Here is a 23982-nt window from a genome sequence, read left to right as displayed (position 1 = left end):
GTTCAGCCGGCCGCGCCACCGCGCGCTACGAAGCGAGGTGCGGCCGTGAGCAAGCAGATCCGCCAGCTCGAACGGGTGGTCATCCGGTTCGCCGGCGACTCCGGCGACGGCATGCAGTTGACCGGCGACCGGTTCACCTCGGAGACGGCGCAACTGGGCAACGACATCTCCACGCTGCCCAACTTCCCCGCCGAGATCCGGGCTCCCGCCGGGACCCTGCCGGGTGTGTCGAGCTTCCAGGTGCACTTCGCCGACTACGACATTCTCACCCCGGGGGACGCGCCGAACGTCCTGGTCGCGATGAACCCGGCGGCCCTCAAGGCGAATCTCGCCGACCTGCCCCGAGGCGCCGACATCATCGTCAACACCGACGAGTTCACCCGGCGCAACCTGGCCAAGGTCGGCTACGCGAGCAGCCCCCTCGACGACGACACCCTCGCCGGGTACGCGGTTCACCCGGTCGCGCTGACCTCGATGACGATCGGCGCGCTGGCCGAGTTGGACGTGTCCAAGAAGGACGCCGAACGGGCCAAGAACATGTTCGCCCTCGGCCTGCTCAGCTGGATGTACTCCCGGCCGTACGAGTCGACCCTGCGGTTCCTGGAGCGCAAGTTCGCCAAGCGGCCCGAGCTGGTCGCGGCGAACGTGGCCGCGTTCAAGGCCGGCTGGAACTTCGGCGAGACCACCGAGGACTTCGCGGTCCGCTACGAGGTCAAGCCGGCCAAGATGCCGCCGGGGACCTACCGCAACATCACCGGTAACGCCGCGCTCTCGCTCGGCCTCGTCGCCGCGGGCGTCCGCTCCGGCCTGCCGGTCTTCCTGGGCGCGTACCCGATCACACCGGCCTCGGACATCCTGCACGAGCTGAGCAAGCACAAGCGGTTCGGCGTCACCACCATGCAGGCCGAGGACGAGATCGCCGCGATCGGCGCGGCACTGGGCGCCTCGTACGGCGGCGCGCTCGGGGTGACCACCACCAGTGGCCCGGGTGTGGCGCTCAAGGGCGAGACCATCTCCCTCGCGGTGGCGTTGGAGCTGCCGCTGGTGATCGTCGATGTGCAGCGGGCCGGGCCGTCGACAGGCATGCCGACCAAGACCGAACAGGCCGACCTGAACATGGCGCTGTTCGGTCGGCACGGCGAGGCACCGGTGGCGGTGATCGCGCCCAAGTCCCCGTCCGACTGCTTCCACGCGGCCCTGGAGGCGGCGCGGATCGCGCTGACCTACCGCACCCCGGTCATCCTGCTGTCGGACAACTACGTCGCCAACGGCTCCGAGCCGTGGCTGCTGCCCGAGGTCGACTCCCTGCCGGACCTGCGGGTCGAGTTCGCCACCGCGCCCAACGGCGAGGACGGCACGACCTTCCTGCCGTACCTGCGCGACCCGCAGACCCTGGCCCGGCCGTGGGCCGTACCGGGCACCCCCGGTCTCGAACACCGCATCGGCGGGCTGGAGAAGGCCGACAAGACCGGCGACATCTCGTACGACCCGGCGAACCACGACTACATGGTGCGGACCCGGGCGGCCCGGATCGAGACCATTCCGGTGCCGGACGTGGAGGTAGAGGACCCGGACGGCGACGCCCGGGTGCTGGTGCTCGGCTGGGGCTCGACGTACGGCCCGATCGGCGCTGCCTGCCGCGCCCTGCGCCAGCGCGGTCTGCCGGTCGCGCAGGCACACCTGCGGCACCTGGCCCCGATGCCGGCCAACCTCGGTGCGGTGCTGCGCTCCTACGATCGGGTGGTCATCCCCGAGATGAATCTCGGCCAGCTCGCGCACGTGATCCGGGGTCGCTATCTGGTCGACGCCATCGGCTACAACCAGGTCCGCGGCCTGCCGTTCACCGCCGCCGAGCTGGAGACGATGCTGGAAGAGGTCCTGAAGAATGTCTGAGCCCGTCGCCCTCAAGCTCACCGCCAAGGACTTCAAGTCCGACCAGGAGGTGCGCTGGTGCCCCGGCTGCGGCGACTACGCGATCCTCGCCGCCGTCCAGCAGTTCATGCCGGAGCTGAACATCGCCCGGGAGAACACCGTCTTCGTCTCCGGGATCGGCTGCTCGTCGCGCTTCCCGTACTACATGAACACCTACGGGATGCACTCGATCCACGGGCGGGCTCCGGCGATCGCCACGGGCCTGTCGGTCTCCCGGCCGGACCTGTCGGTGTGGGTGGTGACCGGTGACGGCGACGCCCTCTCCATCGGCGGCAACCACCTGATTCACGCGCTGCGCCGCAACGTCAACCTCAAGATCCTGCTGTTCAACAACCGGATCTACGGGCTGACCAAGGGGCAGTATTCTCCCACCTCCGAGGTCGGCAAGATCACGAAGTCGACGCCGGTCGGCTCGGCCGACGCGCCGTTCAACCCGCTGTCGTTGGCGCTCGGCGCGGAGGCGACCTTCGTCGGCCGGACCATCGACTCCGACCGTAAGCACCTCCAGTCGGTGCTGCGCGCCGCCGCCGAACACTCCGGCTCCGCCTTCGTGGAGATCTACCAGAACTGCAACATCTTCAACGACGGGGCGTTCGAGCAGCTGAAGGAGCCGAGCACCCGCGACGACTACCTGATCCGGCTGGAACACGGCCGACCGATCACGTTCGGCAAGGACGGGCAGTTCTGCGTCGTACACCCGCCCGGCGGGTTCGGCCTGGAGGTACGCGAGACGGCGTCGACCCCGGCGGCGGAGATCGTCGTACACGACGCCACGGTCGACGACCCGGCGTACGCTTTCGCGCTGTCCCGGCTGCCCGGCTTCGACCTGCGGAACACCCCGATCGGCGTGTTCCGCTCGGTGCGCCGGCCGTCGTACGACAGCGTGGTGCAGGGACAGCTGGCCGACGCCCGGGCCACCGTCACCGAGAGCCCCGAGCAGCAGTTGGCCGGGCTGTTGGGCAGCGGCGACACCTGGACCATCGTCGGCTGACCCGTGCCGTGACCAGCACGACCGGGCCGTTCCCTCGGGACGGCCCGGTCGACGTTTCGGGCCCGGTGGTGGCTGACCGTCGGTCAGGGCAGGGTGTTGGCGGTGGGGCGGTCGTCGCGTACGTGCACGAGCATGTCCCCGGTCTCGATGACCGCACCGGCCCGGTCCGCCAGGGTCACCACCTTGCCCCGCCGGACCAGCGCGATGACCAGGGTGTCGAGTTCCCGGGGCGACCTGCCGACCTCGCTGCGTTCCGCTGAGCGCATGGCCAGCGCCATGCCCTGACCCGGGGTGAGCAGATCCTCCACCACGTCGATCAGCGGTGGCGCCGACGTCGAAAGGCCCAGCAGCCGGCCGGCGGTCGCCGAGGAGACGATCACGTGGTGTGCCCCGCTCTGCTTGAGCAGTGGGGCGTTCTCCGCCTCCCGGGCCGCGGCGATGATCCGGACCTGGCCGGCGGTGAGCTGACGTACGGTCAGCGCCACCAGCACCGACGCGTCGTCGCTGTCGGTTGCGATGATCACTGCTTTGGCGGTCCGTACGTGGGCCTGGTTGAGCACGGAGGATCGGGTCGCCGAACCTTCGATGGCGACCAGCCCGTTCGAGGTGGCTTGGCGCAGGGCCGGACCGGCACGTTCCACCACCACGATCCGGGACTTGTCCAGCCCGTTCTCCAGCAACGCCGAGATCGCGCTACGGCCCTTGGTGCCGTAGCCGCAGATGATGACGTGATCCTTCACTTTTCTCTCCCACCGGTGCAGGCGACGGCCGGTCCGGTACTGCTCGGTCAGGACCTCGAGGGTGGTACCGACCAGGATGATCAGGAACAGCACCCGAGCCGGGGTGACGAACACGATGTTGACCAGCCGGGCCTGCTGGGTCATCGGCACGATGTCGCCGTAACCGGTGGTCGACAGCGAGACCACCGCATAGTAGAAGCAGTCCAGCAGCGTCAGGCCGTCCCCGTTGGCGTCGCGGTACTGCTCCCGTTCGAGGTAGACCACGGCCACCACGGCGAGCACCAACCCGATGGCGGCGGCCAGCCGCAGACTCAACGCGCTGAGCGGGCCTCGCCGCTGGGCGGGAAAGTGAATCACCGGGGGCCCTGCCCCGCGTCGGTCGCCTGCACGTCCACAACATAGCCGCTGATCCGGGAACCGCACGGCGGGGTGGCGTTTCAATGGTGCGGTACGGCGAACGGGGCGGCGGACGGGCATGATGGGACGGTCAGCGCAGGAGCGGCGAGAGTGAGGCCCGCATGTCGTTGCTGAGACGGGTGATCGGCGCGGTACTGCGCCGCGAGCGCCAGCACCAGGGCCGCACCTTGCGGGAGGTTGCCCAGGCCGCCGGGGTGTCCGTGCCCTACCTGTCCGAGGTAGAGCGTGGGCGCAAGGAGGCGTCCTCCGAGGTTCTCGCGGCGATCTGCCGGGCGCTCGGCCTGCACCTCTCGGATCTGCTGGAGGAGGTTCGCGACGAGCTTCGGCGGGTCGAACGCCGACTGCCGGCCACCGGCCCGGCCGCTCAGATCCGGACCGGCGGTGTCCCGGCCACCCGGCGCGGCGATCCGGCTGCCGCTGGCCGCGGTACGGACGGATCCGCCCAGACCGTCGCCCGGCTCAACGCCGTCGGCTTCGGCTCCGAACCGGACTCGGACCTGACCGCAGGGCTGGGCGGCGACGCCCTCCACGGGGGCTCGGTTCCCTCGGTCGGGCCGCTCGGCACCGCCGGCCCGACCGGCGGCGCGCTGGCCGGCGGACTGGTCGGCGGCCGGCTCGCCGGCAGCGGGCTGGCCGGCGGCGGGCTGGCCGGCGGCGGGCTGGCCGGCGGCATCAGGGTCGTCGCCTTCGCCGACCGGGTCGGTCCGATCCATCTCATCGCCCGGGGACCGCTGCTCCGTCGTCGCACCTCGCCCGGCCGATCGTCCGGCGGCCCGCTGCACCGGTCCAGGGCGCGTCGGCCGGCCGCCCGGCGGACGGCCACCGTCCGAGCCACCGTCGGTAGTCACCGAGGGTGAGGCCACCAGGGGTTTTGTCTCCTCAGCCCCGATGCCCCACCGAACTTATCCATGCCACTCTGGCATCAGGCCGACGGGGAACCCGCCCCTGAGAATCACCTGAGCTGGCGGCCGGCCCCCGTCGTTCTGCCGTGGGCGGATCTGCCCCCGGCAGAACCGCTGGTCGTACACCGACGGGGTCCCGCAGGCTCAAGGAGCCGGTCCCCGGGCGCTCGACGTCGCCGCCGGCGGGTGGAGGTTGATCATGATTACGATGCTCGACGACGGCCAGCGGACCTTCGGCGACCAGGTGTTCGAACGGTTGCTGCGAGAGCGGATCGTTTTCCTCGGCAGCGAGGTGAACGACGAGATCGCCAACCGGATCTGCGCCCAGATCCTGCTGCTCGCCGCCGAGGACCCGGAGCGGGACATCACCCTCTACATCAACTCGCCGGGCGGCTCGGTGAGCGCCGGAATGGCGGTCTACGACACGATGCGCTTCGTACGCAATGACGTGGCGACCCTGGCCATGGGGCTCGCCGGCTCGATGGGCCAGTTCCTCCTCTGCGCCGGCACGGCCGGCAAGCGGTACGCACTGCCGCACGCCCGGATCCTGATGCACCAGCCGTCCGGCGGCATGGGCGGTACCGCCTCCGACATCACCATTCAGGCCGAGAACATGCTGCACGTGAAGCGCACGATGCAGGAGCTGATCGCCGGCCACAGCGGGCGGACCCTGGCCGAGATCCAGCAGGACTGGGACCGGGATCGCTGGTTCACCGCCGAGGAGGCCCGCGACTACGGCCTGATCGACCAGGTGGTGACCGCCGCCGCCCAACTGCCGGCCAGCTAAGGCCGCTCACCGGTCAACCGGGAACGCGGGCGTCGTAACGGGCGCGGGCGGCCTCGACCTCGGCGAGATGGTCCGTGGCCCACGCCTCCAGCCCGGCGAGCAGGTTCAGCAGGTTACGCCCCAGGTCGGTCAGTTCGTAGTCGACCCGGGGCGGCACCGTCGCGTGTACCATCCGGGTGGCCAGGCCATCGCGCTCCAGCCCGCGAAGGGTCTGGGTGAGCATCTTGTGACTCACCCCGTCGATCCGGTCGGCCAGTTCGCCGTAGCGTTTCGGACCCTCGGCGAGGGTGAGCACCACCAACACGCTCCACCGGTCGCCGATGCGGTCGAGGACCTGCCGGCTACCGCACCTGCGGTCGTACAGATTCGGCTTCACGTCTTTACTCTCCATCAGTAAGTCGCGCACTTCAAGGTGCCTACTCTCCAACGGGAAGTGCTGGTCCAATGTTCCGGTTGACGCCGACGTCAGACAGTTTTCCTGGAGGGAGCAGCACCATGTCCATCGTCGTCACCGGCGCCACCGGGCACCTCGGCCGGCTCATCGTCGCGTCACTACTGGAACGGGGCGTACCGGCCACCGAGATCGTGGCCGTGGGCCGGGACACCGGCCGGCTGGCCGACCTGGCCGGCCAGAACGTCATCGTCCGCCGGGCGGACTACGAGGATCCGGCATCGCTGCGCGCCGCCTTCGCCGGCGCCACCAAGCTGATGTTCGTCTCCGGCAGCGAGGTCGGCCGGCGGGCAGCCCAACACCGCAACGTGATCACCGCCGCCAGGCAGGCCGACGTCGACCTGGTCGTCTACACCAGCATCGCGAAGGCCGACACCTCCAGCCTCGTCCTGGCCACCGAGCACCGGCTCACCGAGCAGGAGATCAAAGCATCCGGGCTGCCCTACGTCTTTCTCCGCAACAGCTGGTACCTGGAGAACTATCTGCCGCAGCTGCCCGCGTACCTGGAGCACGGGGTGGCGGGCGCGGCGGGTGACGGACTCATCAGCGCCGCCACCCGCGCGGACTTCGCGGACGCCGCCGCCGAGGTGCTGACCGGCGACGGCCACACCAACCAGGTGTACGAACTCGGCGGCGACGCCTTCACCCTGGCCGAACTCGCCGCCGAGGTGGCGAAGCAGAGCGAACAAGAGGTCAACTACACCGACCTGCCCGTGGCCACGTACGTCGAGGTCCTGGTCGGTGCCGGTCTCCCCAGGCAGTACGCGGAGGTGCTCGCCGACGGCGACCGGGGCGCCGCCGAGGGCGAGCTGCACGTCGAGGGCGACGACCTGGCCAAGCTGATCGGCCGCCCACCGGTGACCCTCGCCGAGGCGATCCGCACCGCCCTCTGACGGACGCGGCGGCCCGCCGTCGGCGCATCGCGGCCGGTGCGGCCGCACCAGCACCACGGCCGGGGGTCCGGTGGCGGTGTGGACATCGCGTACGTCGTGGTAGCGCCGGTCAGGCGGAGGGAGGGTCTCGACCACCTCCGCCTGCCGGTGCGGCCAGATCCGCCACTCGGCGGGTGCGGGGCCTGGCGAACTCCGGGGACGTGCTGCCACGGGCGGCGGTCCCCCAGGTGCGGCGGGTGGCCGACACCCAGGGGACCCCGTCCGAGAGTTCGGCGGTGGCCGACTCGGGCGGTCGACGCCGTGGGATCGTGACTAGGAGACCGCTGAATAATCTGGCGTGCCGCTCACATGTTTTGATCGGTTTTGGTCGTTAATTGGTGGGTGCAGGGTCGTTCGGATTCTGAACCGGAGTTGCTGGACACCGCGGCGTTGGTCGGGCATCTGGTCCCGGCGGGCAGTGTGTATGCGTTGCTGGCCGAGCATCGGCAGGTGTTGTTCCCGGACGGGATGTTCAAGGATTTGTTCCCGTCCGGGCGGGGCCGGCCGTCGCTGCCGGATGCGGTGATCGCGTCGGTGCTGGTGCTGCAGACCCTGACTGATTATTCGGACCCGGAGGCGGTCCAGGCGGTGCGGTGTGACCTGCGGTGGAAGGTCGCGTGTGGGCTGCCGATCGATCACGCCGGGTTCCATCCGACGACGTTGACGGTGTGGCGGTGGTGATCACGAGCTGCGGCGCGTCGGCACCGCTCTCCCGCGAGTCGTAGTAGGCGCCGTCCGTGCTGGAGGAACTGGCGCCAAAGCTGTAGGTGCCGTTGCCGGCGACCGCCGCCGTCACGTCCACCTCGTACCAATTGTCGTTGGTGACCGAGCCGATCGAGCCCAGGGTGGCGCCGTCGAGGGGCGGCTGGTTGTTCCAGGTCGTACCGGTCTCCGACCAGGTCGTGCTGGACAGCGTGTACCTGTCGACCGTCTCCCGGCCGGCGGCCGACCCACCGGATCCCGCCGACAGACCCGCCCGCCGCCGGTTCGCACTGGTCAGCGGCAACGTCGTCGCCCTCGGCACGGTCAGCCTGATCACCGACGTCTCCGCCGAGATGGTGACCGCCATCCTGCCGCTCTATCTGGTGCTCGGCCTCCAGCTCAGCCCGCTGGCCTTCGGCGTGCTCGACGGCGTCTACACCGGGGCCACCGCGCTGCTGCGGATCGTCGGCGGCTTCGTCGCCGACCGCACCCGGCGACGAAAGCTGGTCGCCGGTCTCGGCTACGCGCTCTCCGCGGTCGCCAAGCTCGGCCTGCTGCTCGCCGGTCGCTCGGTGCCGGTGATCGGTGCCGTGATCGCCGTCGATCGTCTGGGCAAGGGCGTACGCACCGCACCACGCGACGCGCTCATCACGCTCTCCACGCCCCGGAGGCGCTGGGCCGGGCGTTCGGCGTGCATCGGACGATGGACAGCATCGGCGCATTCCTCGGGCCGCTGGCCGCCATCGGGGTGCTGCTGGCCGTCGGCGAATCGTACGACGCGGTCTTCGTCGCCAGCTTCTGCATCGCCGCGCTGGCCGTCGTCGTGCTCGCCCTCTTCGTGCGGGAGCATCCGATGCAGCCCTCCGAGCATCCCGGCTCCGGCAAGATCTCCGTCCGGGAGGCGCTCGGCCTGCTGCGCGACCGGCCGACCCGCCGGCTCGTCCTGGCCGCCGGCCTGCTCGGGCTGACCACCATCGGCGACGGCTTCGTCTACTTGCTGCTGCAGCGCCGGGAGGAACTGGACCTCGTCTGGTTCCCGTTGCTCGCGGTGGGGAACAGCCTGGCATACCTGGTACTCGCGATGCCGCTCGGCCTGCTCGCCGACCGGATCGGACGGCTGCCGGTGGTCCTCGGCGGGTACGTCGCGCTCGGCGCGACATACCTGCTGCTCGCCGGTCCGGTCGCCGGCTGGCCGCTGCTGGTGCTGGCACTCGTCCTGTACGGCCTGTTCTACGCCGCCACCGATGGCGTGCTGATCGCGCTCGCCGGGCCGACGTTCCCGCAGCGTTTGCGGACCACCGGGATCGCGCTGGTGCAGACCGGACAGGCGGTGGCGTACCTCGGCGTCGTCGGTCCTGTTCGGGCTCGCCTGGCAGGGCATGGGGGCCGCAGGCCGCGGTCCGGCTCGCGGCGGTGACCGTCGTCGGCGTCGTTGTCGCCACCGCGTTCCTGCTGGCTCCCGGCTTCCGCCTCACCGACCGGAGGGTGTCCCGATGACGGCGTTGTCGACCCGCGCCAAGCTCGGGGTGGCTGCCGCCTCGGCCGTGTTGCTGGGGGCGGTGGCGGCGGGCTACGCCGCCGTGGCCGTCGAGGCGCCGCCGCCAGCCGCCGACGCCGTCGGCGGCGAGCTGCCCCTCGCTCCCGGGCCACGTCTGCTGATGGTCACCGACCGGCGCCGAGTCCCCGTCCCCGCTGGCCTGAGCCCGGTCAGCCGCCTGACGAACTCGACTCGTGGGCGCTTGCTGTCCACAGGCGCAGGCTGCCACCCAGGTCAAACGCCCCCGGGCGACCACGCAAGGCGCTGGTCCGTCCGGAAGGGCACCCCAGGAGGCCGCAACATCACCCGCGCAGGAAGTCGTCGATGTGGAGCAGGAACTCGTCCCAGGCGGGCTCGGTGGCGGTCAGTAAGTGATTGCGGCTCTCCAGCAGGACCAGTCTGCTGTCGGGGATCAGCGCGGCCAGTTCCCTGGCCTGCGACACCGGCACGCGAGCATCGTCACGGGAGTGGATGATCAGTGTCGGACACCGCACCAGGTGCGCGATGTCCGACACGTCGATTCGAGCGAACTCCTCCAGAAACCGGACGCCGTTCTCCGGCGATGTCGTCTGCCGCTGGAAACCGATGAACTCCTGCCACTCCTCCGGCGTCCCGTCCGGCAGGAACTGGGAGGCGAACACCCTCAGGAAGGCCGGATCCTGATGCAGCCAGCCGACCCTGGCCAGGCTCAGGTCAAGCGCGGCTGCTTCACGGTCCGCAGCGGTGCCGGCACGGACCCGACGGCCACGCGCGTAGGCGCCAGCCAGAATCAGCCTGCTGACCCGTTCCGGACGCCGCACCGCGTAGGCCACCGCCACGGCGCCCCCCTGCGAGACGCCGAGCAGCGGAAACCGGTCCAGGCCCGTCGCCCGCACCACGGTGTCCAGATCGTCGACCCAGTCCGCGAAGGTGTAGCTCGGCGCGGCCCAGTCGGACAGGCCGCATCCCCGCTCGTCGTAGCGGATCAGCTGTCGATCACGCGCGAGACCGCTGAGCCAGTGCGACCAAACCGGAGTCACCCACTCCAGGTCCAGGTGTGTCATCCAGTTGGCTGCCTTGAGCAGCGGCCTACCGGTGCCGACGGTGGCGTACGCGATCGCGGTGCCGTCCGCTGCGGTGCAGAACTGGATCACTTGACGCTCCCTACCGGGCGTCGGTCCGACCGTGGTCTCGGGCTCCGGCACCGGGTCGACCGCCGACTCAGCCCGCGACACTGTCGTCGGACCGACGAACTGGTAACCCCGGCGATGGACGGTACGGATCATCTGCTGCTTGCTGCCCGTGTCACCGACCGCCCGGCGCGCTGTCCGCAACGCCGTGGTGAGCGCAGCCTCGCTGACGAACCTGTCACCCCACACCTCGTCGAACAACTCGTTCTTCGGCACCATCCGATCCCGGTGCTTCACCAGATGGCACAGGAGGTCGAGGGCGCGAGGCTCGACATGGACGGCCGCGCCGGCCCGGCGGAGCTGGTGTCGGGACGTGTCCAGCTCGTACTCGCCGAAGTGATAGATAGCACGCACGAGGCATTCAGCCTACTGTCCGCCTCGGCCTCGCTCCAGGACCACGTCGTCACCACTGGGAGCTTCCGGGTCAGAGTCGAGCCGGGCTGCTCCCTCAGCAGCGACGTCGGTCGGCCAGCACCGCCACGTCAGCGTCGATGCCGAAGGGCGCGGTGGGCGGCACCACACCGCCACACCACACCTTCGACCGGTTCCCCACGTCACCGGCCCTGGCGACACCCCCGAGCCGGGCGATGTTCAGGCGTCAGCCGACGACGACATCGCAGTCGGCCTGCCCGGTGGCCACCAGCGCGTCGAAGCTCACCTCGATGAACGGCTCGTACGCGGAGGCGTTGAGGCTGCGGGTCTTCTTGCCCGGCACCCACTTGGTGCCGGTCGACTTCCGCAGGTCCGACGAGCCCAACGTCAGGTCGCAGATCCAGTGGGCGTTACGGCCGATCAGGTTCCCGTTACGGGCGTTCGCGGCGATCTCCCAGTTCCCGTCCCGGTTGATCGTGAATGAGACGTTCCCGCTGACCTTCCGGCTGCTGTCGCTGGTGGTGAAGGTGACGGAGTCACCGTCGGACGCCACCGTCTTGGTGGTCGCGTTGGCGTACGCCGGAACGGCTCCGAGCAGCACGGAGCCGGCCACCGTCCCGGCGGCGACCACCAGTGCCAGGCCTCGTCCGCGGAGGAGGGCTGCGGTCGTACCGGAGTTGGTCTTCTGCATTTTCGTTACCCCACTTCTCTCGTTGTCCACGATGGATTTTGACTGCTGCCGGCGACGTACCACTGCCGACGCATTCAAGTATCCGGAACAACCCGCGTCTTCTCATGAGGAAGAAATGAGGAAAAGAAAAGGGCTACCTGAGCTTGAACGAATACGCCGAAGTGCGACAGCGACTCGGACCGAAATCCGACAGTCCCAGACTTGACCTGGGCGGCAATAACTGTTCAGCGGTTCAGGTGGCGAGGCCGGAGTATTTCGTCGAAGGTATTCGTCACTTCCCCCACACGGCCGTTTCACGCTCATACGCGTGGTTGAGTCGCGGTGTGGCGCCGTCGGCGTGTCACCCGAGAAGTGAGGACGAATCCCTGGTAGGACCAGGTCTTCTCAGGAATCTCGTTCTCACTCTGCGCGCCAGCGAACCACAGGGCTTACTTGAGCCAGATGCACGGAAATCGTGCACGTCCGGTCCGCGAGGCGGCGGCGCAGCAATGCGCCGGCGCTACCTCGGCCGATTCGGGCGACAGCCCATGTCCACCGGTTACTCATCGTGAGCAACGGACGTACGTCGCTGGGGCGACCGGCACTGCAAGGTCCCCCAACGCCACTCGCCCAAGCCCTCGCACATGTGGCGTACCTGGCTCTGCATCGGAACCCGTACCCCGACAGAGACGATCCCAATTTCGGTTGTCTGGCCGGTTGGCCGGTTGGATGGGCTGGTGTACGCGCGTCAGCTCGACGGGATCCTTCACTATCCGGAGCGGCAGCGGTTCACCGTGATGGCCGAAGGCCTGGAACAGTTGGCCTCGAGTGTCGCCACGCTTGAGGCAGATCCCAGACGAGCGCCCCGATCGTCTCGTCGCGGTGGGGCAGGGGCAGGGGCAGGGTAGCGGACACGACTAACACCCGACCGGCCGTGTCGCAGTTGTTCGTGGTGCCCCCGGCAGGATTCGAACCTGCGACACACGGTTTAGGAAACCGATGCTCTATCCCCTGAGCTACGAGGGCGCGAGGGCCAAGTCTAGCGACCTGGGGGTTCACCTGGGGTGGCAGGGAGTGGCCCACGTTCCCCGGACCGCTGTTGTCGCAGCCCAGGAGCACGCCCGGAGCACACGGACCCCGGTTTGCGACTGGCGGTCGGCCGCGGTGACCCGCGTTGGTACCGGTTCACCCGGGTTGGCCTCCGCTGGAGAGCACACACCGCGCACATCATCGAAGATCTCGTGGGTTTGCCCGCTCCCCCGGCTGGGCGCCGCCTCCCAAGGGGGATTCCGGCCAGGTCGCCATCAGCCGCGCGGTGGCTGGTCGTCGTTGTCGCGGGTCAGGTCCCTCGGGTCGAGGAAGACGACGTCAACGTCGACCACGGACGACGGGTCGAAGCCGCGTCGTTCGTCAGCGGGTCACCCGCGCTCGGCTGGTTCATTGGTGATGATGAGGTCGTCTATGCCGTAGTGGCTCCACCAGGTGGGCCGGTGTCTGCGGAGTGTGCCCCGGACGCGGGTCAGCAGGAGCCAGTTTCCGTTCTGGAGCAGCGCCGCGTCCTCCTGCCGGGCGGCCAGCACACGGGCTACGGCCTGCATCATGTTCGGGATCCCCTTGTCGACCACGTCGTCTGCCCGCATGGAGAAGTCGATGTCGACGTACGTCTCCGGCTCCCACTCCCAGCGGGCACCGTCGTCGGCCTCGGCATCGAAATAACCTGGCTCCCTGAAGAGACGGTCGGCGCTTACCCGCGGGTGTCGTAGAGGCGAGCACTGAACAGCCGCAGGTTGGTGCCGCTCGGCCTCGGCCTCTCGCCGGCGTCCGCCGCCATGAGATCAGCCACCTCGTCCAAGGGGAGGTCACCCGCCAGGGTGAACCTGAACTCGACAGCCATCTCGACGGCTCTCCTCAGCCCCGACCAACGATCCGAACGATCGCGCCACCCGGCATTACCAATCCGAGTTTCTTCGCGTTACGCGCGATGCTGCTGCAGACGACGCAGCCCAACGACGGCGAGCCAGAACACGCCCTCGCCGCACCGACTGATAAACACGTCAGAGGTGAAGAATCCTGTCGTAATCCTCGTCGTACCAACCGTCAGTGTTGTGCTTCTGCATGGTCCCCGCGACGCGCGTCAGCATCAGCACGTCGCCGTTGAGAGTCAGGGCCGCGTCCTCGGCCCTGCCGGCGAGGATCCTGGCCACGGTGGCAAGCATGTGGGACTTGCCCTTGTCGGCCAGGGTGTCCTTGCGCATGTAGAAGCTGACGTCGACGTAGACCTCCGGCTCCCACTCCCACAGAGCGCCACCGTCGTCCTCGGCGCTGCAGTAGCCGTGCCGGCCGCCGGTGATGTCTACGACGTAACCGTGCTCGTCGTTCAGGTCGGCGCTGAGCATCCTGCCACCGGACACCGTGGACGTCTCGACCGCTTCGGGAGCAGCCAGTTCCGCCACCTGCTCGAGTGGGATGTCGCCTGCCAGCGTCAGCCGGTACTCGACAGCCATCTGCACCCCTTCATCAGTCTCGCCGGATGATCTGAATGATCGCACCGTCGCGCGTTACCGCCGCCAGTTCCTTCAGCCCTGCGATGGGCCAGTCGTCGAACTGCTTGTGCAGGGCGGTGAGGTCTCCCCGCCAGTCGTGGAGGTTCAACATCACGCGTTGGGTCTGCTCCGTTTCGACCTTCCTGGACACCGCGCTCCAGACGGCGCGCGCTGGCACGGGAGGGGTGGGCGCGTAGCAGTCAAAGACATGCCCCTCGATGAGGAAGTCGGGCGCCTTCTCCGGCCTCCCAGAATCCCCGGTCTCGCGTCGCGCGTCCGCGACCTCCTGCCTCGTGGGGTTCTGGTGAACCCGGTACCCCTTGCCGGCGACCCTGTCGGCACACTCGTTCTCCAACTCCAGGGCACGCCGCTCCCGTGGCTTCTCGTTCGCGGAGATCCGGGTTCGATGCCCAGTAGGGGACCCGCCGACGACGCCGGTGGGACGCCTGGCCCACAGGGTTGCTGCGTCAGTGTCTGCGGAGACGGCGCCGCCTAGGGTGCGGGCCGTCGGGGATGGGCGGCCGGTGGTAGCAGGGGCGGGGCTGGCCGGTGGGTGTCCGCCAGCCCCCGTCAGTTTCCCGACGACCCCAACTGCCGGGCCTGCGCGATCGCCGCTTCGACAGCCTGCCGGGCCCCGCCGGTGCGTTGAACGACCAGCACCAGGACCTGCTTGATGCTGTCCAGGGCCTGCAGCAGCGGCCCAGGCTGCCCGCCCTGCAGGACCATCGCGACGAGTTGCTGCGCCTCACCGACTCCGGTGATGGCCCCGGTCGCCGCGTCCCGAGCGGCGTCAACGGCGCTCTGTACGGGCGCCAGCCCGGCGATCGTCTCCTGCGGGGTGGCTTCGTTCGGCACCGCCGCAGTGGCCTTCGTCGCCTCACCGATCGAACCGGCGAGACTTCCCAGGCCGCCCTGGATGCCCGTGATCGCGCTGCGTACCCGGGCCACGCCCGCCGCCACAGCGACGAAGCCGGCGCCCGCGGCCCGCAGCGCCACCTCCTGCGCCTGACTGTCGGCGGCGGCTGCCAACCCCTGCGCGCGTTCGACCCCGGTCATCACTGCGCGGAGTTCACCGGTGATCTTCTCGATCTGCGACACGTGGCCCGCATCCCCCAATCGATGAAAGTGAGAGCGCTGGATAGCTGAACCTACCGGGCTCCTCGCGAGGCCACCAGACACCGGCGAGGCGGTCGGCACCGCAGACAGACCCCGCTAACATTCGGTCATCTCTACATCTGCGGACAGATGCCGGGTGTCGTTGTGGCTGGTCAGGGTCCATCGCCAACCAGCTGAGGGTCGGGTCCACGAAAGCGGTTGCTGCACCCAGGTCGTGACGCTCGCGTGGTACGCCGCGACAGCCGCGGTGACCCGAGCGGCGATAGGCACGGCCAGAAAGTGGTGGAAGGCGGCGTCGATGGTTTCGCCGTGGCCGACGACGAGGACCCGCTCACCTACATGCCGGGTCGTGATCTCGCCGATGGCGACGCTGGCCCGTTGCAGGTAGTCGCGCCAGGTTTCGCCGCCGGCCGCGAGCGGACGGTCCGCGTCGAGGGCGGGGATGTCCCCGTACTCAGTGACGACGTCGGTCCAGGGCCGGCCGTCGGCGGTGCCGTAGTCCTGTTCGGTGAGGTCGGCGACGGTCTCGGCGTCCAAGCTGAGGTACGCGCCGATGATCGCGGCGCTTTCCTGGGCTCGGCGCAGCGGCGTGGTGTAGATGGCGTGAATCGGGCGCTCGTGGTGCTCTTGACCGAGTCGTTGGGCCAGTCGTTCGATCTGGCGTCGGCCCCGGTCGGTCAGTCCGCGACACCCTTGCGGGCCTCCGACGATCTGTTCGCGGTTGCAGTGCGCCTCGCCGTGGCGAGCGATGATCAGTTCAGCGGGGAGTGTCATGGTCGCTGGTCCCGTTCTCAGCGTCTGATGAGGGTGTCGTAGAACCGAAGGCATTGGGCGGCGTGGTGGACGACGCTGAAGCGGCGGGCGTGGCATCGGGCAGCACTGGCCAGGGTCCTACGGTATTGAGCATCGTGGATGAAGCGATCGACCGCGTCGGCCAATGACTGGGGATTCGCGGGTTCCATGACCACTCCCGCGTCGCCGATCAGTTCGGCCATGTTGGCAACGTCCGTTGCGAGGACGGGCACACCGTGGGCGAGGTAGTCGGCGATGGCACCGCTGCCCTGGAAGGTCGGCTGGGTACGGTACGGGAAAATCGCGAAGTCCGTCGCCGTGACGAGCGCCAACCGGGTGGCGGCATCGAGGTACGTCGGTACGACACGCAGCTGTGTTGATCCGTGCGTGGTGCCCTTGACCTCGGCGGCGAGATCCAGTCCTGCCTGTGATGGGTCGTCCCAGAACGGGCCCGCGACGATTATGCGGCCGGGTTCCTTCGTCCGCTTACATGCGTTGATGAGGTTCTCGGTGTCTTTCCAGGGGGCGGCGTAGCCGTAGAGGCTGCCAAGCGGCCGGGGGTCCGAGGGTTCCAGGGCTGCGGCAAGATCCTTCGGGTATCTCGGCAAGGTGCCCGATGGGATGGTGGTCGGCAGCCAGGAGACAAGGCGTGGTGCGTCGGGCCCAGCGAGGGTCTCGAGGCGCTCGGCTCCGTAGGTGCCGAAGCATACGAAGGCGTCCATGCCGGTGACTCCCCTGTTCACCGCCTGGCGTAGGTCCGGCTCGGGGACGTGGTCGGTGAACAGGGTCCAGTCGAGGCTGTGTAGGTGGTAGACGGCCGGAGGTCGGCGGGCCGGCCACAGTTGGGGTAGCAGTTGTTCGACGTCGAGATTTCCGAAGTGGACAGAGAGCAGGTCGTACGCGTTTACGTCGACGTCGGCGAGCATGCCCTCGGCCTCCTGGCGGACTTGCTCGGCCGTCCAGAATCGGTCCTGCTCCTTGTCGTAGGGCACGCCCGATGAGCCGAGGCGGTCGACCTGCACGCCGAGGAATCGCAGCGCGGCGGTGAAGACGTCGAGGTAGGGCGGGATGCTTCCGCCGGTGTGGTGTGGGCCGATCAGCAGGATTCGCACGGGTCACCTGCCGACGAGCGCTCGGTAGAGCCGGAGGCTTTCGGCCGCGTTGACTGCCCAGTCGAAGTGGTCGGGAAGGCGGCCGGCCGGGCGTTCGGCCCGGGTCAGGATGTCCTCGAGGTGATCGAGGTCGCGGTACGTGTAACCGCCACTGGCGGCGAGCAGCTCGGGCGCGGTGCCGAGGTGCCCTGGCAGCAGGACCGGGGTGCCACAGGCGAGCGCCTCGGCGATGGCGAGGCCGAAGCCTTCCCAGCGCGACGTGGACAGCAGCCAGTCCGCCGCGCGGTAGAGGCCCGGAAGGTCGGTGTCGTCCAGATCTTGAAGGACGGTGAGTTCGCTGCTGGCTGATGTGACCGGCGCGAACGTTGGTGAGTGGCCGAGCAGCACGGAAATGGAGGCGATGTCCCGAAGCCGGGTCGCGGCGGTCTCGAGCAGGTCCCAGCCCTTCACCGGGGTGATCTTTCCGACCCATACGAGCCGGAGGCGTCCCGCCGGATCGGGCGACCATGGCGAGACTGTTTCTCCGGCTGCGAGGAGGTCGGGTATCGGTCTGCGGCCTGCGACGTGGCCGTCGGCCCCGAGGTCGATGTGGAAGCCGCTGGCGGGCGTGGTTGGCCTCCCAGGGTGGAACCGTTCGCGGTCGACTCCGTTGGCCACCGCGAGTGGCAGAGGAATGCCGTACTCCGTCGCGAGATCCTGGGCCGCGTACTGGCTGACGGCGATGACATGGTCGGCGGCTTGGACGAGTTGGTGTTCGTCGCGGGCGCGGTCGCCCGCGTCGAGGCGGGCGGCGCTGAACTCGCCGCGTACGAGGACGGGGGCTCGGTCTTCGCGAGGTTTGGCGAGATACCGAAGGGTCTCCGCCTCCCAGGTGGAACAGTCGACGACATCGGGCCTGACCGCGTCGAGGGCGTCGGCAACGGCCTCGCGGTGCCGAACCAGGTCTTCGGTGCGGGGAAGCGAGACGACGGTGACATCTTTCGCCTGCAATGGGTGGGGTGACTCCTGCGTGATCATGGTTACCGATGTGCCCAGGTCGACCAGTTGCCGGGCCAGGGAGCGGTAGAGCGTGCAGATACCGCCGCGGCTCACTTCGTGGAGGTCCCGGTGGACCAGGGCTACGTGGATCATGCTGGCCTCGCCGCGGCGACCCGTTGTAGGCGGGTGCTGGCCGAGGTCCAGGCGGCCTCGATGATCGGCAGACACCGCGTCCGGGCCGGGTCGTCCTCGGGCAGTTCGTGGTGCAGGCGCAGCTCGCGGGTCAGGACCACAGCGAGGTTGAGCGTGAATGCGGCCTCGATGCCCGTCTCACTCACGATCGCCTCGATGCGCTCGCGGATCATTGGCGTACGTGCGCCGACCTGGGTGTGGAGCATCGCGAGGTCGAAGCCAGGAAGGAACAGTCCGGTGAACTCCCAGTCGACCAGCACCGCCGTGGTCTCGGCCTCGTCGTTGCTGTCGGAACGGCCGGCATCGAGGAGAATGTTGCTGGCCAGCGGGTCGCCGTGATTGAGCTGTGCCGGCGCGTCGCAGCGGGCCAGCAGACGGTCCAGAGCCTCTCTCTGGCTCTCAGTGAGGTACCCCTTGGCCTGGTACCGAGCCACGCGGTCGGAGTAGTCGAAGGTGGGCGAGAACCGGACGGCGGGGTAGGTCCACTCATTCAACGCGGTGATGCAGTCCAGGACGGCATCGATTTCCCGGGTATCGAGCTCTCGCTGGGGGTAGCGTTCGACCGCGAGGGGCGATACGTCGACCCATTCCAGGACCAGCAGCCGGTCACGGTCGGTATGCAGCAGTCGAGGAGTCCGGACAGGCGGGGTGGTGTCAGCGAAGACCTCGTACACGTCCAGCTCGTGCCGCCACTTGGCCGCCCAGAACGGATCTGGGTCGATCAGATACTTCACCGCTGCCGGTTCGCCGCGGAACGAGCCGCGCGCCAGCAGGGTCTTGTCCGTGCGCCGTAGCACCGTGTCGATGGTCAGCCCGATCGTGGCTGCTGAGCCAGGCAGATCAGGCGGCGTGTGCGACATCGGCGGTCTCCTTGATCGAGTCGATGATCCGCTGGCGAAGGCCAGTCTCGGAGCGCTCCCCGTGCCAGACCGCGGCGATCTCCGCGACGCAGCGTTGAAAGTATTGGTCGCTGAGCGCATGACCGGCCGCCAGGCGCGCCAACGAGTGCCAGTACATGACGGCGATGTACAGCCGGAAGTGCTGAGCCTTGGGCGTGCGGGCGGGCCAGCGACACCACATCTGTTCGGTGAGGGTCCCGAAGTGGGCGAGGGCATGCCCATCGCCGACGGTCGCGCCGACCATGCTGGCCTCGCTCGCGATGCGGTGGTAGACGACGGTTGGCTCCGGGACGTGCACGAACCGGTAACGATGATCGCGGGCCAGACGCAGCCACATGTCCCAGTCCTCCAGCGCGGGAAGGTCAGGGTCGAACCGGGCCGACTCCGGTGGGCGCCGAAGAACCGCGGTATGGACCGGCATGAAGTTAGCCACCGACAGCAGGTCCGGATCGAACGAGAACGTCTTAGGGGTGCTGAATGCCGGCGGGTTCGTGGGGTCGACGCGCGCTTCCTGGACGACGCACACCGTGTACGCGAGGTCGGCATCCCCCGTGCTCAGCGCTGCGAGGGCTGTGCCGAGGTGACTGGGCAGGAAGATGTCGTCGTCGTCGAGGAAGGCGAGGTAATCACCTCGTGCGACCTGAATGCCGACGTTGCGCGCTGAAGGAAGACCACCGTTCTGGTCCAGATCGATGAGGCGGACGACGAGGCCCTGCTCGCGAGCTGCGTTCGCGACCGTGCTCACGTCGCATCCGCCGTCATTGACGACGACTACCTCGACCGAGCCGGGTACGGCGCGCTGGGCGGCGACGCTGGCCAGGGCATGCCGCAGAGGGCCGGGCCGGTTGTACGTGGGGATCACGACGGTGACGAGGGGTTTCATGCCAGTCTCCGATTGGCGGCGAACTCCAGGATCGGGGCCGGATCACCGCGGTGAGTCCAGCGAACGACTGTCGACCGCTCGGCCAGGGCGGTGACGAGGCGGCGGGCGTCAGCGAGGTACTCATCCCGCCCGCGCTCGGCCCGCGGAAGGTACCGCTGGTTCAGCGTCGGGTCGAACATCCAATCGGTGCGCACGTGAGCGAGAAGCTCCGTTACGGGATCCGCGACGGATACGGGTTCGCCAGCGTCGCCCGACGAGTAGCTCGCCAACACGATCAACGTCATCACCGGGGAGTCCCACGGGCCGAGGTCTACCGTGATCGGGTTGTCGTGACCCAGGCGGCGGTACGTGTAGAGCACGCGCCGATCGAGAGAATAGACCTCGGATCTCGCCGAGGCGCGGTATGCCTCGACATCGAGCCCGTCACGATCCCACGGCTCCGGCAGTGCGCCTTCGAGGTCCAGAAATGTGCCGATCTTGAGCGGAATCAGCGTGGGAAGCGATGTCAACGTGAGGGTGCCCGCGCCATCAGGCCCGTACATGATCAGGTGGTCGTTGGACACATACCGCATCCCGTGCCGGAGCGCGGCCTTCAGAGCGAGGGTGGTCTTGCCGCTTCCCTTGTCCCCGACAACAACGATCCTGAGGGCATCATCAACGACCGCGGAGGCGTGCAACATCGTGTACCGCCGCTGCTCGCAGTAGTCGACCAGGACTTCCCGTACGCATTTCCGGGCAGTGATCGCGAGGCTCTCGGCGGCCTCGGCCCGCAGATGGACCGTGTGCTCAGAGCGGTCTATCCGCCAGGAAACGCCCCACTGGTTGGTGTTCGCATCTGGTTCTGGCGAGCCAATCTGAGCGTCGACCGTCCAGTCGTGTCCCGGCAGGGCGGCACCCGTCGCGGTGTAGAACTCGCCAAGATAGTCGAGGACCGATTCTTCGTTCGAGGTCACCTGCACCTCGACCGGCCCGACCGCGAATCGACGCGCGTACCTCATGACGCCTCCTTGATCGAATCGCGCCGCCGCGCGGCCCGGACGGTGATCCGGACGCCTTCCGCGAGCGGGGTCGTGGGGTGCCAGCCGAGCAGGTCCCTCGCCCGCGAGATGTCCAGCGCCATGCGCCGCACCTCACCTGGCAGCGGATCGGCATGCCGCAGCGCTCCGGTGCCAGCTGCCTGAGAGACCAACCCAGCGATCTCGCCAACGGTCGTCTCGACGCCCGAGGCAATGTTGACCAGCCCGAGGCCGCCAGTGGTGCAGGCGGCGGTCACCGCCTCGGCAACGTCGGCGACGAACACGAAGTCTCGCGTCTGGTGGCCGTCGCCAAAGATTGCCAGATGCCCGCGCGTCATCGCGGCTTGCGCCATCAGGCCGACGACGCCGCACATCGGGCCAACTTGGCGCGGCCCGTAGACGTTGCCCAGCACGAGCGCCGTGTAGTCGACGCTCCGGTGATCTCGGTACCAGTCGAGGTACTTCAGCGCTGTCGCCTTGCTCAGCCCGTACGGACTGGTCGGCGCGATCGGCGCGGTCTCCGCAACAGGCACGGCGTCGCCGTCCACCGTGCCGTAGATCGCGCTGGTGGCCGCGTACACGACGAGCCTGGTCTCTGCCTCGGCGCACGAATCCAGGACGTTCACTGTTCCCCGGATGTTGATGTCCGCGTCGACGAGCGGCGACCGTGTCGAGGCCGGCAGGTTCGACTGCGCTGCGAGATGGACGACGATCTCCGGCCGCCACAGCCGTATAGCGTCGACGGCATCGGTCGACCGCACGTCACAGATCCGAATGTCCCCATCGGCCAGGCCGGCACCGAGGCTGTCGCGCAGGTTCTCTAGCCGGCCCGTCGAAAGATCGTCGATGACTTTGACGGTCGCGCCCTCAGCGAGCAACCGGGCGACCACGTGGCTGCCGATGAAACCGGCGCCACCGGTCACGACGATCGTGGACTCGTTCAGCCGACCACCTGCGTCAAGCCGCAGAACGGGATCAACCATGGCCCGCCTCAACTCCTTCGATTTGCGTCACCTCGACCGCCGGGAGGTCCGGCGTGGTCGGTCACGTTTGGAGTTTGGGCCTGTCGACGACACCAGGAAATTGGCGCGACCCGTGGTCCGAGTCCACGGGCGTCGGACAACAAAGCGGTGGGACCAGGCCACGCGAACTTCCGTCGTAATCCACTACCCTCTGGTCATCACAGATCGACGACCAGTGGGGGCGGGGTGGCTCGACGCAAGACGTTCGACGTCACCGGCGTCTCGCTCCTGTTCTGGCGGCGCGATGACGTGCGGCTCGCGCTGGCCCGCCGCGAGATCGGGACCCTCTTCAAGATCTACCTCGAAGTGCACCCGGACTGTACGCAGACCCAACTCGCGCTCCTGACCAGCCACGACCGGTCCGATGTATCGAACTTCATTCGAGGAACGCGTGGCCCGCGCGTCACTGACATCGACGTGCTCGCCCGCGTCGCCGATGGGCTCCTGATGCCCGACGAATCCCGCGTGATGCTTGGCCTCGCCCCAGTCGATGTGGCCATCTCCGCGTTCACCGCGCCGAAGCAGCGCGGAGCCCCGGCTGGCGACAAAGCCGCGGTGACAACCGGGTGGTTCCGGCCCACCCGATCAGAAGAGCCGCCACGCATCTCGATCTGCGGAAGTCGGTCACCAGAGGCGGACGACAAAGCGATCGACGGCTGCATCATCGCCGTGAGCCGATGGCTCATGAACCACCACCTCGACGTCGACCATGGACCACGGGGCGTCGGTATCGAGATCATGACCTACATCGCCAACCACTACCGCCCACCCAGCCTCGGAGCGGCCGTCGGCGTCTTCGGCCATCCGAACGTCGTCCGTAACGCCGACTACGTCCTCGTATTCGGTGGCGGCCAGGGCACGCTGGACGAGATCGACCTCGCCGTCTCCATGGACAAGAAGATCATCCCTTACGGCGCCACAGGCGGCGCGGCCCGCAGCGCGCTCAACCGAATGCGGACCAATCTACGATTGCGCGAGTGGATCACGCAGGACCTATTCGACTCGCTGGATTCATGCGCCATCGCTGACGAGTTCATAGAACTCGTCGAGCGGATTATCACCACCGACCGTAGGAGTGACATCCGTGAGTGACCGACCGTACGTCCTGCTCAAGTGCGCCATGTCCCTCGATGGCTACATCGACACGGCCGGCCCCACGCGACTCATCCTCTCCAACGAGCAGGACCTCGACCGGGTCGACGCGGTGCGGGCCACCTGCGACGCGATCCTCGTCGGAGCCAACACCATCCGCCGAGACAACCCCAGGCTCATGGTGCGGTCCGAAGCCCGCCGCGAAGCCCGGACCGCCGCCGGACTCTCGGCTACGCCGGTCAAGGTCACGGTGAGCCGCGGGGGTGACCTCGATCCCACCGCGGCGTTCTTCACCACCGGCAACATCGAGAAGATCGTGTACTGCGAGACGAGCGCGATCGACAAGCAACGGGAGCACCTCGGGTCGGTGGCGACGGTCGTCGACGGCGGTGAACCGCTCTCATTTCCGCACGTACTGGCCGACCTCGCCGGGCGCGGCATCGGTCGGCTCCTGGTCGAGGGCGGCAGCAGCGTACACACCGCACTGCTGACGGCGGATCTTGCCGACGAGCTGCACCTTGTCGTGGCGCCCTTCTTCGTCGGCGAGGCCGACGCTCCCCGGTTCGTGAACCCGGGGCCATTCTCATGGACATCAACAAGCCGGGCCCGCCTTGCCGAGGTACGACAGGTCGGAGACGTCGTGTTCCATCGCTACGCCCTCTCCGACCGCTTCACTTCGATTGACTGAGCGCCTTCCGTCGAGTGCGTCTCGCCGCCGTTGACCCCCGGCTGATC

General features: G+C 68.5%; 22 protein-coding genes, 1 tRNA gene and 4 pseudogenes. 10 read left to right on the top strand and 17 right to left on the bottom strand.

What is annotated here, in order from left to right; translation table 11 throughout:
* The first annotated feature begins 45 nt into the window (after positions 1 to 45).
* Both O7601_RS09855 and O7601_RS09850 read left to right on the top strand, forming a co-directional pair.
* Complete coding sequence (locus tag O7601_RS09855; protein WP_281565881.1) at positions 46 to 1893, top strand: 2-oxoacid:acceptor oxidoreductase subunit alpha; 1848 nt, start codon at positions 46 to 48, stop codon at positions 1891 to 1893.
* Positions 1886 to 2923, top strand: a complete 1038-nt coding sequence (locus O7601_RS09850; protein ID WP_281565880.1) for a 2-oxoacid:ferredoxin oxidoreductase subunit beta — start codon at positions 1886 to 1888, stop codon at positions 2921 to 2923. The genes O7601_RS09855 and O7601_RS09850 overlap by 8 nt, the downstream gene beginning before the upstream one ends.
* An 83-nt stretch (positions 2924 to 3006) precedes the next feature.
* On the opposite strand, the gene O7601_RS09845 is transcribed toward O7601_RS09850, so the two are convergent.
* Entirely contained in the window at positions 3007 to 4020 is a 1014-nt protein-coding gene (locus tag O7601_RS09845; protein WP_281565879.1) for a potassium channel family protein, read from the bottom strand.
* A gap of 161 nt (positions 4021 to 4181) precedes the next feature.
* Between O7601_RS09845 and O7601_RS29470 the strand changes: the two genes are divergently transcribed.
* A complete protein-coding gene (locus tag O7601_RS29470; protein WP_348650242.1) occupies positions 4182 to 4937 on the top strand; it encodes a helix-turn-helix transcriptional regulator in 756 nt (251 codons plus the stop codon).
* Positions 4938 to 5181: 244 nt separating this feature from the next.
* Positions 5182 to 5769 (top strand): ATP-dependent Clp protease proteolytic subunit, encoded by a 588-nt coding sequence (locus O7601_RS09835; protein WP_281565878.1) that lies wholly within the window; start codon positions 5182 to 5184, stop codon positions 5767 to 5769.
* A gap of 13 nt (positions 5770 to 5782) precedes the next feature.
* On the opposite strand, the gene O7601_RS09830 is transcribed toward O7601_RS09835, so the two are convergent.
* Positions 5783 to 6145, bottom strand: a complete 363-nt coding sequence (locus O7601_RS09830) for a helix-turn-helix domain-containing protein (RefSeq protein ID WP_348650241.1) — start codon at positions 6143 to 6145, stop codon at positions 5783 to 5785.
* A 119-nt stretch (positions 6146 to 6264) separates the two neighbouring features.
* Between O7601_RS09830 and O7601_RS09825 the strand changes: the two genes are divergently transcribed.
* Complete coding sequence (locus O7601_RS09825) at positions 6265 to 7113, top strand: SDR family oxidoreductase (RefSeq protein ID WP_281565876.1); 849 nt, start codon at positions 6265 to 6267, stop codon at positions 7111 to 7113.
* A gap of 381 nt (positions 7114 to 7494) precedes the next feature.
* Positions 7495 to 7827: pseudogene (locus O7601_RS09820) on the top strand (transposase); the annotation flags it as partial.
* Between the two features lie 61 nt (positions 7828 to 7888).
* On the opposite strand, the pseudogene O7601_RS09815 reads toward O7601_RS09820, so the two are convergent.
* Positions 7889 to 8221: pseudogene (locus tag O7601_RS09815) on the bottom strand (DNRLRE domain-containing protein); the annotation flags it as partial.
* Here O7601_RS09815 and O7601_RS09810 point away from each other — a divergent pair.
* Positions 8208 to 8486: pseudogene (locus O7601_RS09810) on the top strand (MFS transporter); the annotation flags it as partial. The pseudogenes O7601_RS09815 and O7601_RS09810 sit on opposite strands and share 14 nt — an antisense overlap.
* Before the next feature lie 71 nt (positions 8487 to 8557).
* The gene (locus O7601_RS09805) at positions 8558 to 9271 is read left to right on the top strand and encodes an MFS transporter (protein WP_281565875.1); all 714 of its coding nucleotides are present in this window, start codon (positions 8558 to 8560) and stop codon (positions 9269 to 9271) included.
* A gap of 422 nt (positions 9272 to 9693) precedes the next feature.
* Here the strand turns inward: O7601_RS09805 and O7601_RS09800 are convergent, their stop codons facing one another.
* The 14 genes and pseudogenes from O7601_RS09800 to O7601_RS09735 all read right to left on the bottom strand — a co-directional run bounded on the left by O7601_RS09800 (position 9694) and on the right by O7601_RS09735 (position 22116).
* Positions 9694 to 10914 (bottom strand): alpha/beta fold hydrolase, encoded by a 1221-nt coding sequence (locus tag O7601_RS09800; RefSeq protein ID WP_281565874.1) that lies wholly within the window; start codon positions 10912 to 10914, stop codon positions 9694 to 9696.
* A 244-nt stretch (positions 10915 to 11158) separates the two neighbouring features.
* Positions 11159 to 11623 (bottom strand): G1 family glutamic endopeptidase, encoded by a 465-nt coding sequence (locus O7601_RS09795; protein ID WP_281565873.1) that lies wholly within the window; start codon positions 11621 to 11623, stop codon positions 11159 to 11161.
* A gap of 929 nt (positions 11624 to 12552) precedes the next feature.
* A tRNA-Arg gene (locus O7601_RS09790) sits at positions 12553 to 12628 on the bottom strand.
* A gap of 392 nt (positions 12629 to 13020) precedes the next feature.
* Positions 13021 to 13496 (bottom strand): annotated as a pseudogene (locus O7601_RS09785) (SitI3 family protein).
* 160 nt (positions 13497 to 13656) lie between these two features.
* Entirely contained in the window at positions 13657 to 14106 is a 450-nt protein-coding gene (locus tag O7601_RS09780; RefSeq protein ID WP_281565872.1) for a SitI3 family protein, read from the bottom strand.
* A gap of 13 nt (positions 14107 to 14119) precedes the next feature.
* Entirely contained in the window at positions 14120 to 14506 is a 387-nt protein-coding gene (locus tag O7601_RS09775) for a hypothetical protein (protein WP_281566859.1), read from the bottom strand.
* 209 nt (positions 14507 to 14715) lie between these two features.
* Entirely contained in the window at positions 14716 to 15243 is a 528-nt protein-coding gene (locus O7601_RS09770) for a DUF6244 family protein (protein ID WP_281565871.1), read from the bottom strand.
* A 114-nt stretch (positions 15244 to 15357) separates the two neighbouring features.
* Complete coding sequence (locus O7601_RS09765) at positions 15358 to 16035, bottom strand: histidine phosphatase family protein (protein WP_281565870.1); 678 nt, start codon at positions 16033 to 16035, stop codon at positions 15358 to 15360.
* 17 nt (positions 16036 to 16052) lie between these two features.
* Entirely contained in the window at positions 16053 to 17165 is a 1113-nt protein-coding gene (locus tag O7601_RS09760) for a glycosyltransferase family 4 protein (protein ID WP_281565869.1), read from the bottom strand.
* Positions 17166 to 17168: 3 nt separating this feature from the next.
* Positions 17169 to 18296 (bottom strand): glycosyltransferase family 4 protein, encoded by a 1128-nt coding sequence (locus tag O7601_RS09755; RefSeq protein ID WP_281566858.1) that lies wholly within the window; start codon positions 18294 to 18296, stop codon positions 17169 to 17171.
* Positions 18293 to 19195, bottom strand: coding sequence for a phosphotransferase (locus O7601_RS09750; RefSeq protein WP_281565868.1), 903 nt, complete (start codon positions 19193 to 19195; stop codon positions 18293 to 18295). The genes O7601_RS09755 and O7601_RS09750 overlap by 4 nt, the downstream gene beginning before the upstream one ends.
* Positions 19176 to 20117 (bottom strand): glycosyltransferase, encoded by a 942-nt coding sequence (locus O7601_RS09745; protein WP_281565867.1) that lies wholly within the window; start codon positions 20115 to 20117, stop codon positions 19176 to 19178. Before O7601_RS09745 ends, O7601_RS09750 begins: the two co-directional genes overlap by 20 nt.
* Positions 20114 to 21115 carry a hypothetical protein gene (locus O7601_RS09740; protein WP_281565866.1) on the bottom strand — a complete coding sequence of 334 codons (1002 nt, stop codon included), beginning with the start codon at positions 21113 to 21115 and terminating at the stop codon, positions 20114 to 20116. Before O7601_RS09740 ends, O7601_RS09745 begins: the two co-directional genes overlap by 4 nt.
* Complete coding sequence (locus O7601_RS09735) at positions 21112 to 22116, bottom strand: NAD-dependent epimerase/dehydratase family protein (protein WP_281565865.1); 1005 nt, start codon at positions 22114 to 22116, stop codon at positions 21112 to 21114. The genes O7601_RS09740 and O7601_RS09735 overlap by 4 nt, the downstream gene beginning before the upstream one ends.
* A 225-nt stretch (positions 22117 to 22341) precedes the next feature.
* On the opposite strand from O7601_RS09735, the gene O7601_RS09730 reads away from it, so the two are divergent.
* On the top strand, positions 22342 to 23247 hold the full coding sequence (locus O7601_RS09730) for a hypothetical protein (protein ID WP_281565864.1): 906 nt from the start codon (positions 22342 to 22344) through the stop codon (positions 23245 to 23247).
* A complete protein-coding gene (locus tag O7601_RS09725; RefSeq protein WP_281565863.1) occupies positions 23240 to 23935 on the top strand; it encodes a RibD family protein in 696 nt (231 codons plus the stop codon). The genes O7601_RS09730 and O7601_RS09725 overlap by 8 nt, the downstream gene beginning before the upstream one ends.
* The last annotated feature ends 47 nt before the right edge of the window (positions 23936 to 23982 follow it).

Origin of the sequence: Verrucosispora sp. WMMD573, assembly GCF_027497175.1 — a bacterium.
GTDB lineage: Bacteria > Actinomycetota > Actinomycetes > Mycobacteriales > Micromonosporaceae > Micromonospora.
The sequence above is the reverse complement of the archived record's forward strand: the minus strand, read 5'-3'. Positions and strand labels throughout refer to the sequence as shown.

Bases quoted from the DNA above. Each gene is read 5' to 3' on its own strand.
- O7601_RS09850 (WP_281565880.1), top strand. From the start codon at position 1,886: ATGTCTGAGCCCGTCGCCCTCAAGCTCACCGCCAAGGACTTCAAGTCC.
- O7601_RS29470 (WP_348650242.1), top strand. From the start codon at position 4,182: ATGTCGTTGCTGAGACGGGTGATCGGCGCGGTACTGCGCCGCGAGCGC.
- O7601_RS09835 (WP_281565878.1), top strand. From the start codon at position 5,182: ATGATTACGATGCTCGACGACGGCCAGCGGACCTTCGGCGACCAGGTG.
- O7601_RS09825 (WP_281565876.1), top strand. From the start codon at position 6,265: ATGTCCATCGTCGTCACCGGCGCCACCGGGCACCTCGGCCGGCTCATC.
- O7601_RS09805 (WP_281565875.1), top strand. From the start codon at position 8,558: ATGGACAGCATCGGCGCATTCCTCGGGCCGCTGGCCGCCATCGGGGTG.
- O7601_RS09795 (WP_281565873.1), bottom strand. From the start codon at position 11,623: ATGCAGAAGACCAACTCCGGTACGACCGCAGCCCTCCTCCGCGGACGA.
- O7601_RS09780 (WP_281565872.1), bottom strand. From the start codon at position 14,106: ATGGCTGTCGAGTACCGGCTGACGCTGGCAGGCGACATCCCACTCGAG.
- O7601_RS09765 (WP_281565870.1), bottom strand. From the start codon at position 16,035: ATGACACTCCCCGCTGAACTGATCATCGCTCGCCACGGCGAGGCGCAC.
- O7601_RS09755 (WP_281566858.1), bottom strand. From the start codon at position 18,296: ATGATCCACGTAGCCCTGGTCCACCGGGACCTCCACGAAGTGAGCCGC.
- O7601_RS09750 (WP_281565868.1), bottom strand. From the start codon at position 19,195: ATGTCGCACACGCCGCCTGATCTGCCTGGCTCAGCAGCCACGATCGGG.
- O7601_RS09745 (WP_281565867.1), bottom strand. From the start codon at position 20,117: ATGAAACCCCTCGTCACCGTCGTGATCCCCACGTACAACCGGCCCGGC.
- O7601_RS09740 (WP_281565866.1), bottom strand. From the start codon at position 21,115: ATGAGGTACGCGCGTCGATTCGCGGTCGGGCCGGTCGAGGTGCAGGTG.
- O7601_RS09735 (WP_281565865.1), bottom strand. From the start codon at position 22,116: ATGGTTGATCCCGTTCTGCGGCTTGACGCAGGTGGTCGGCTGAACGAG.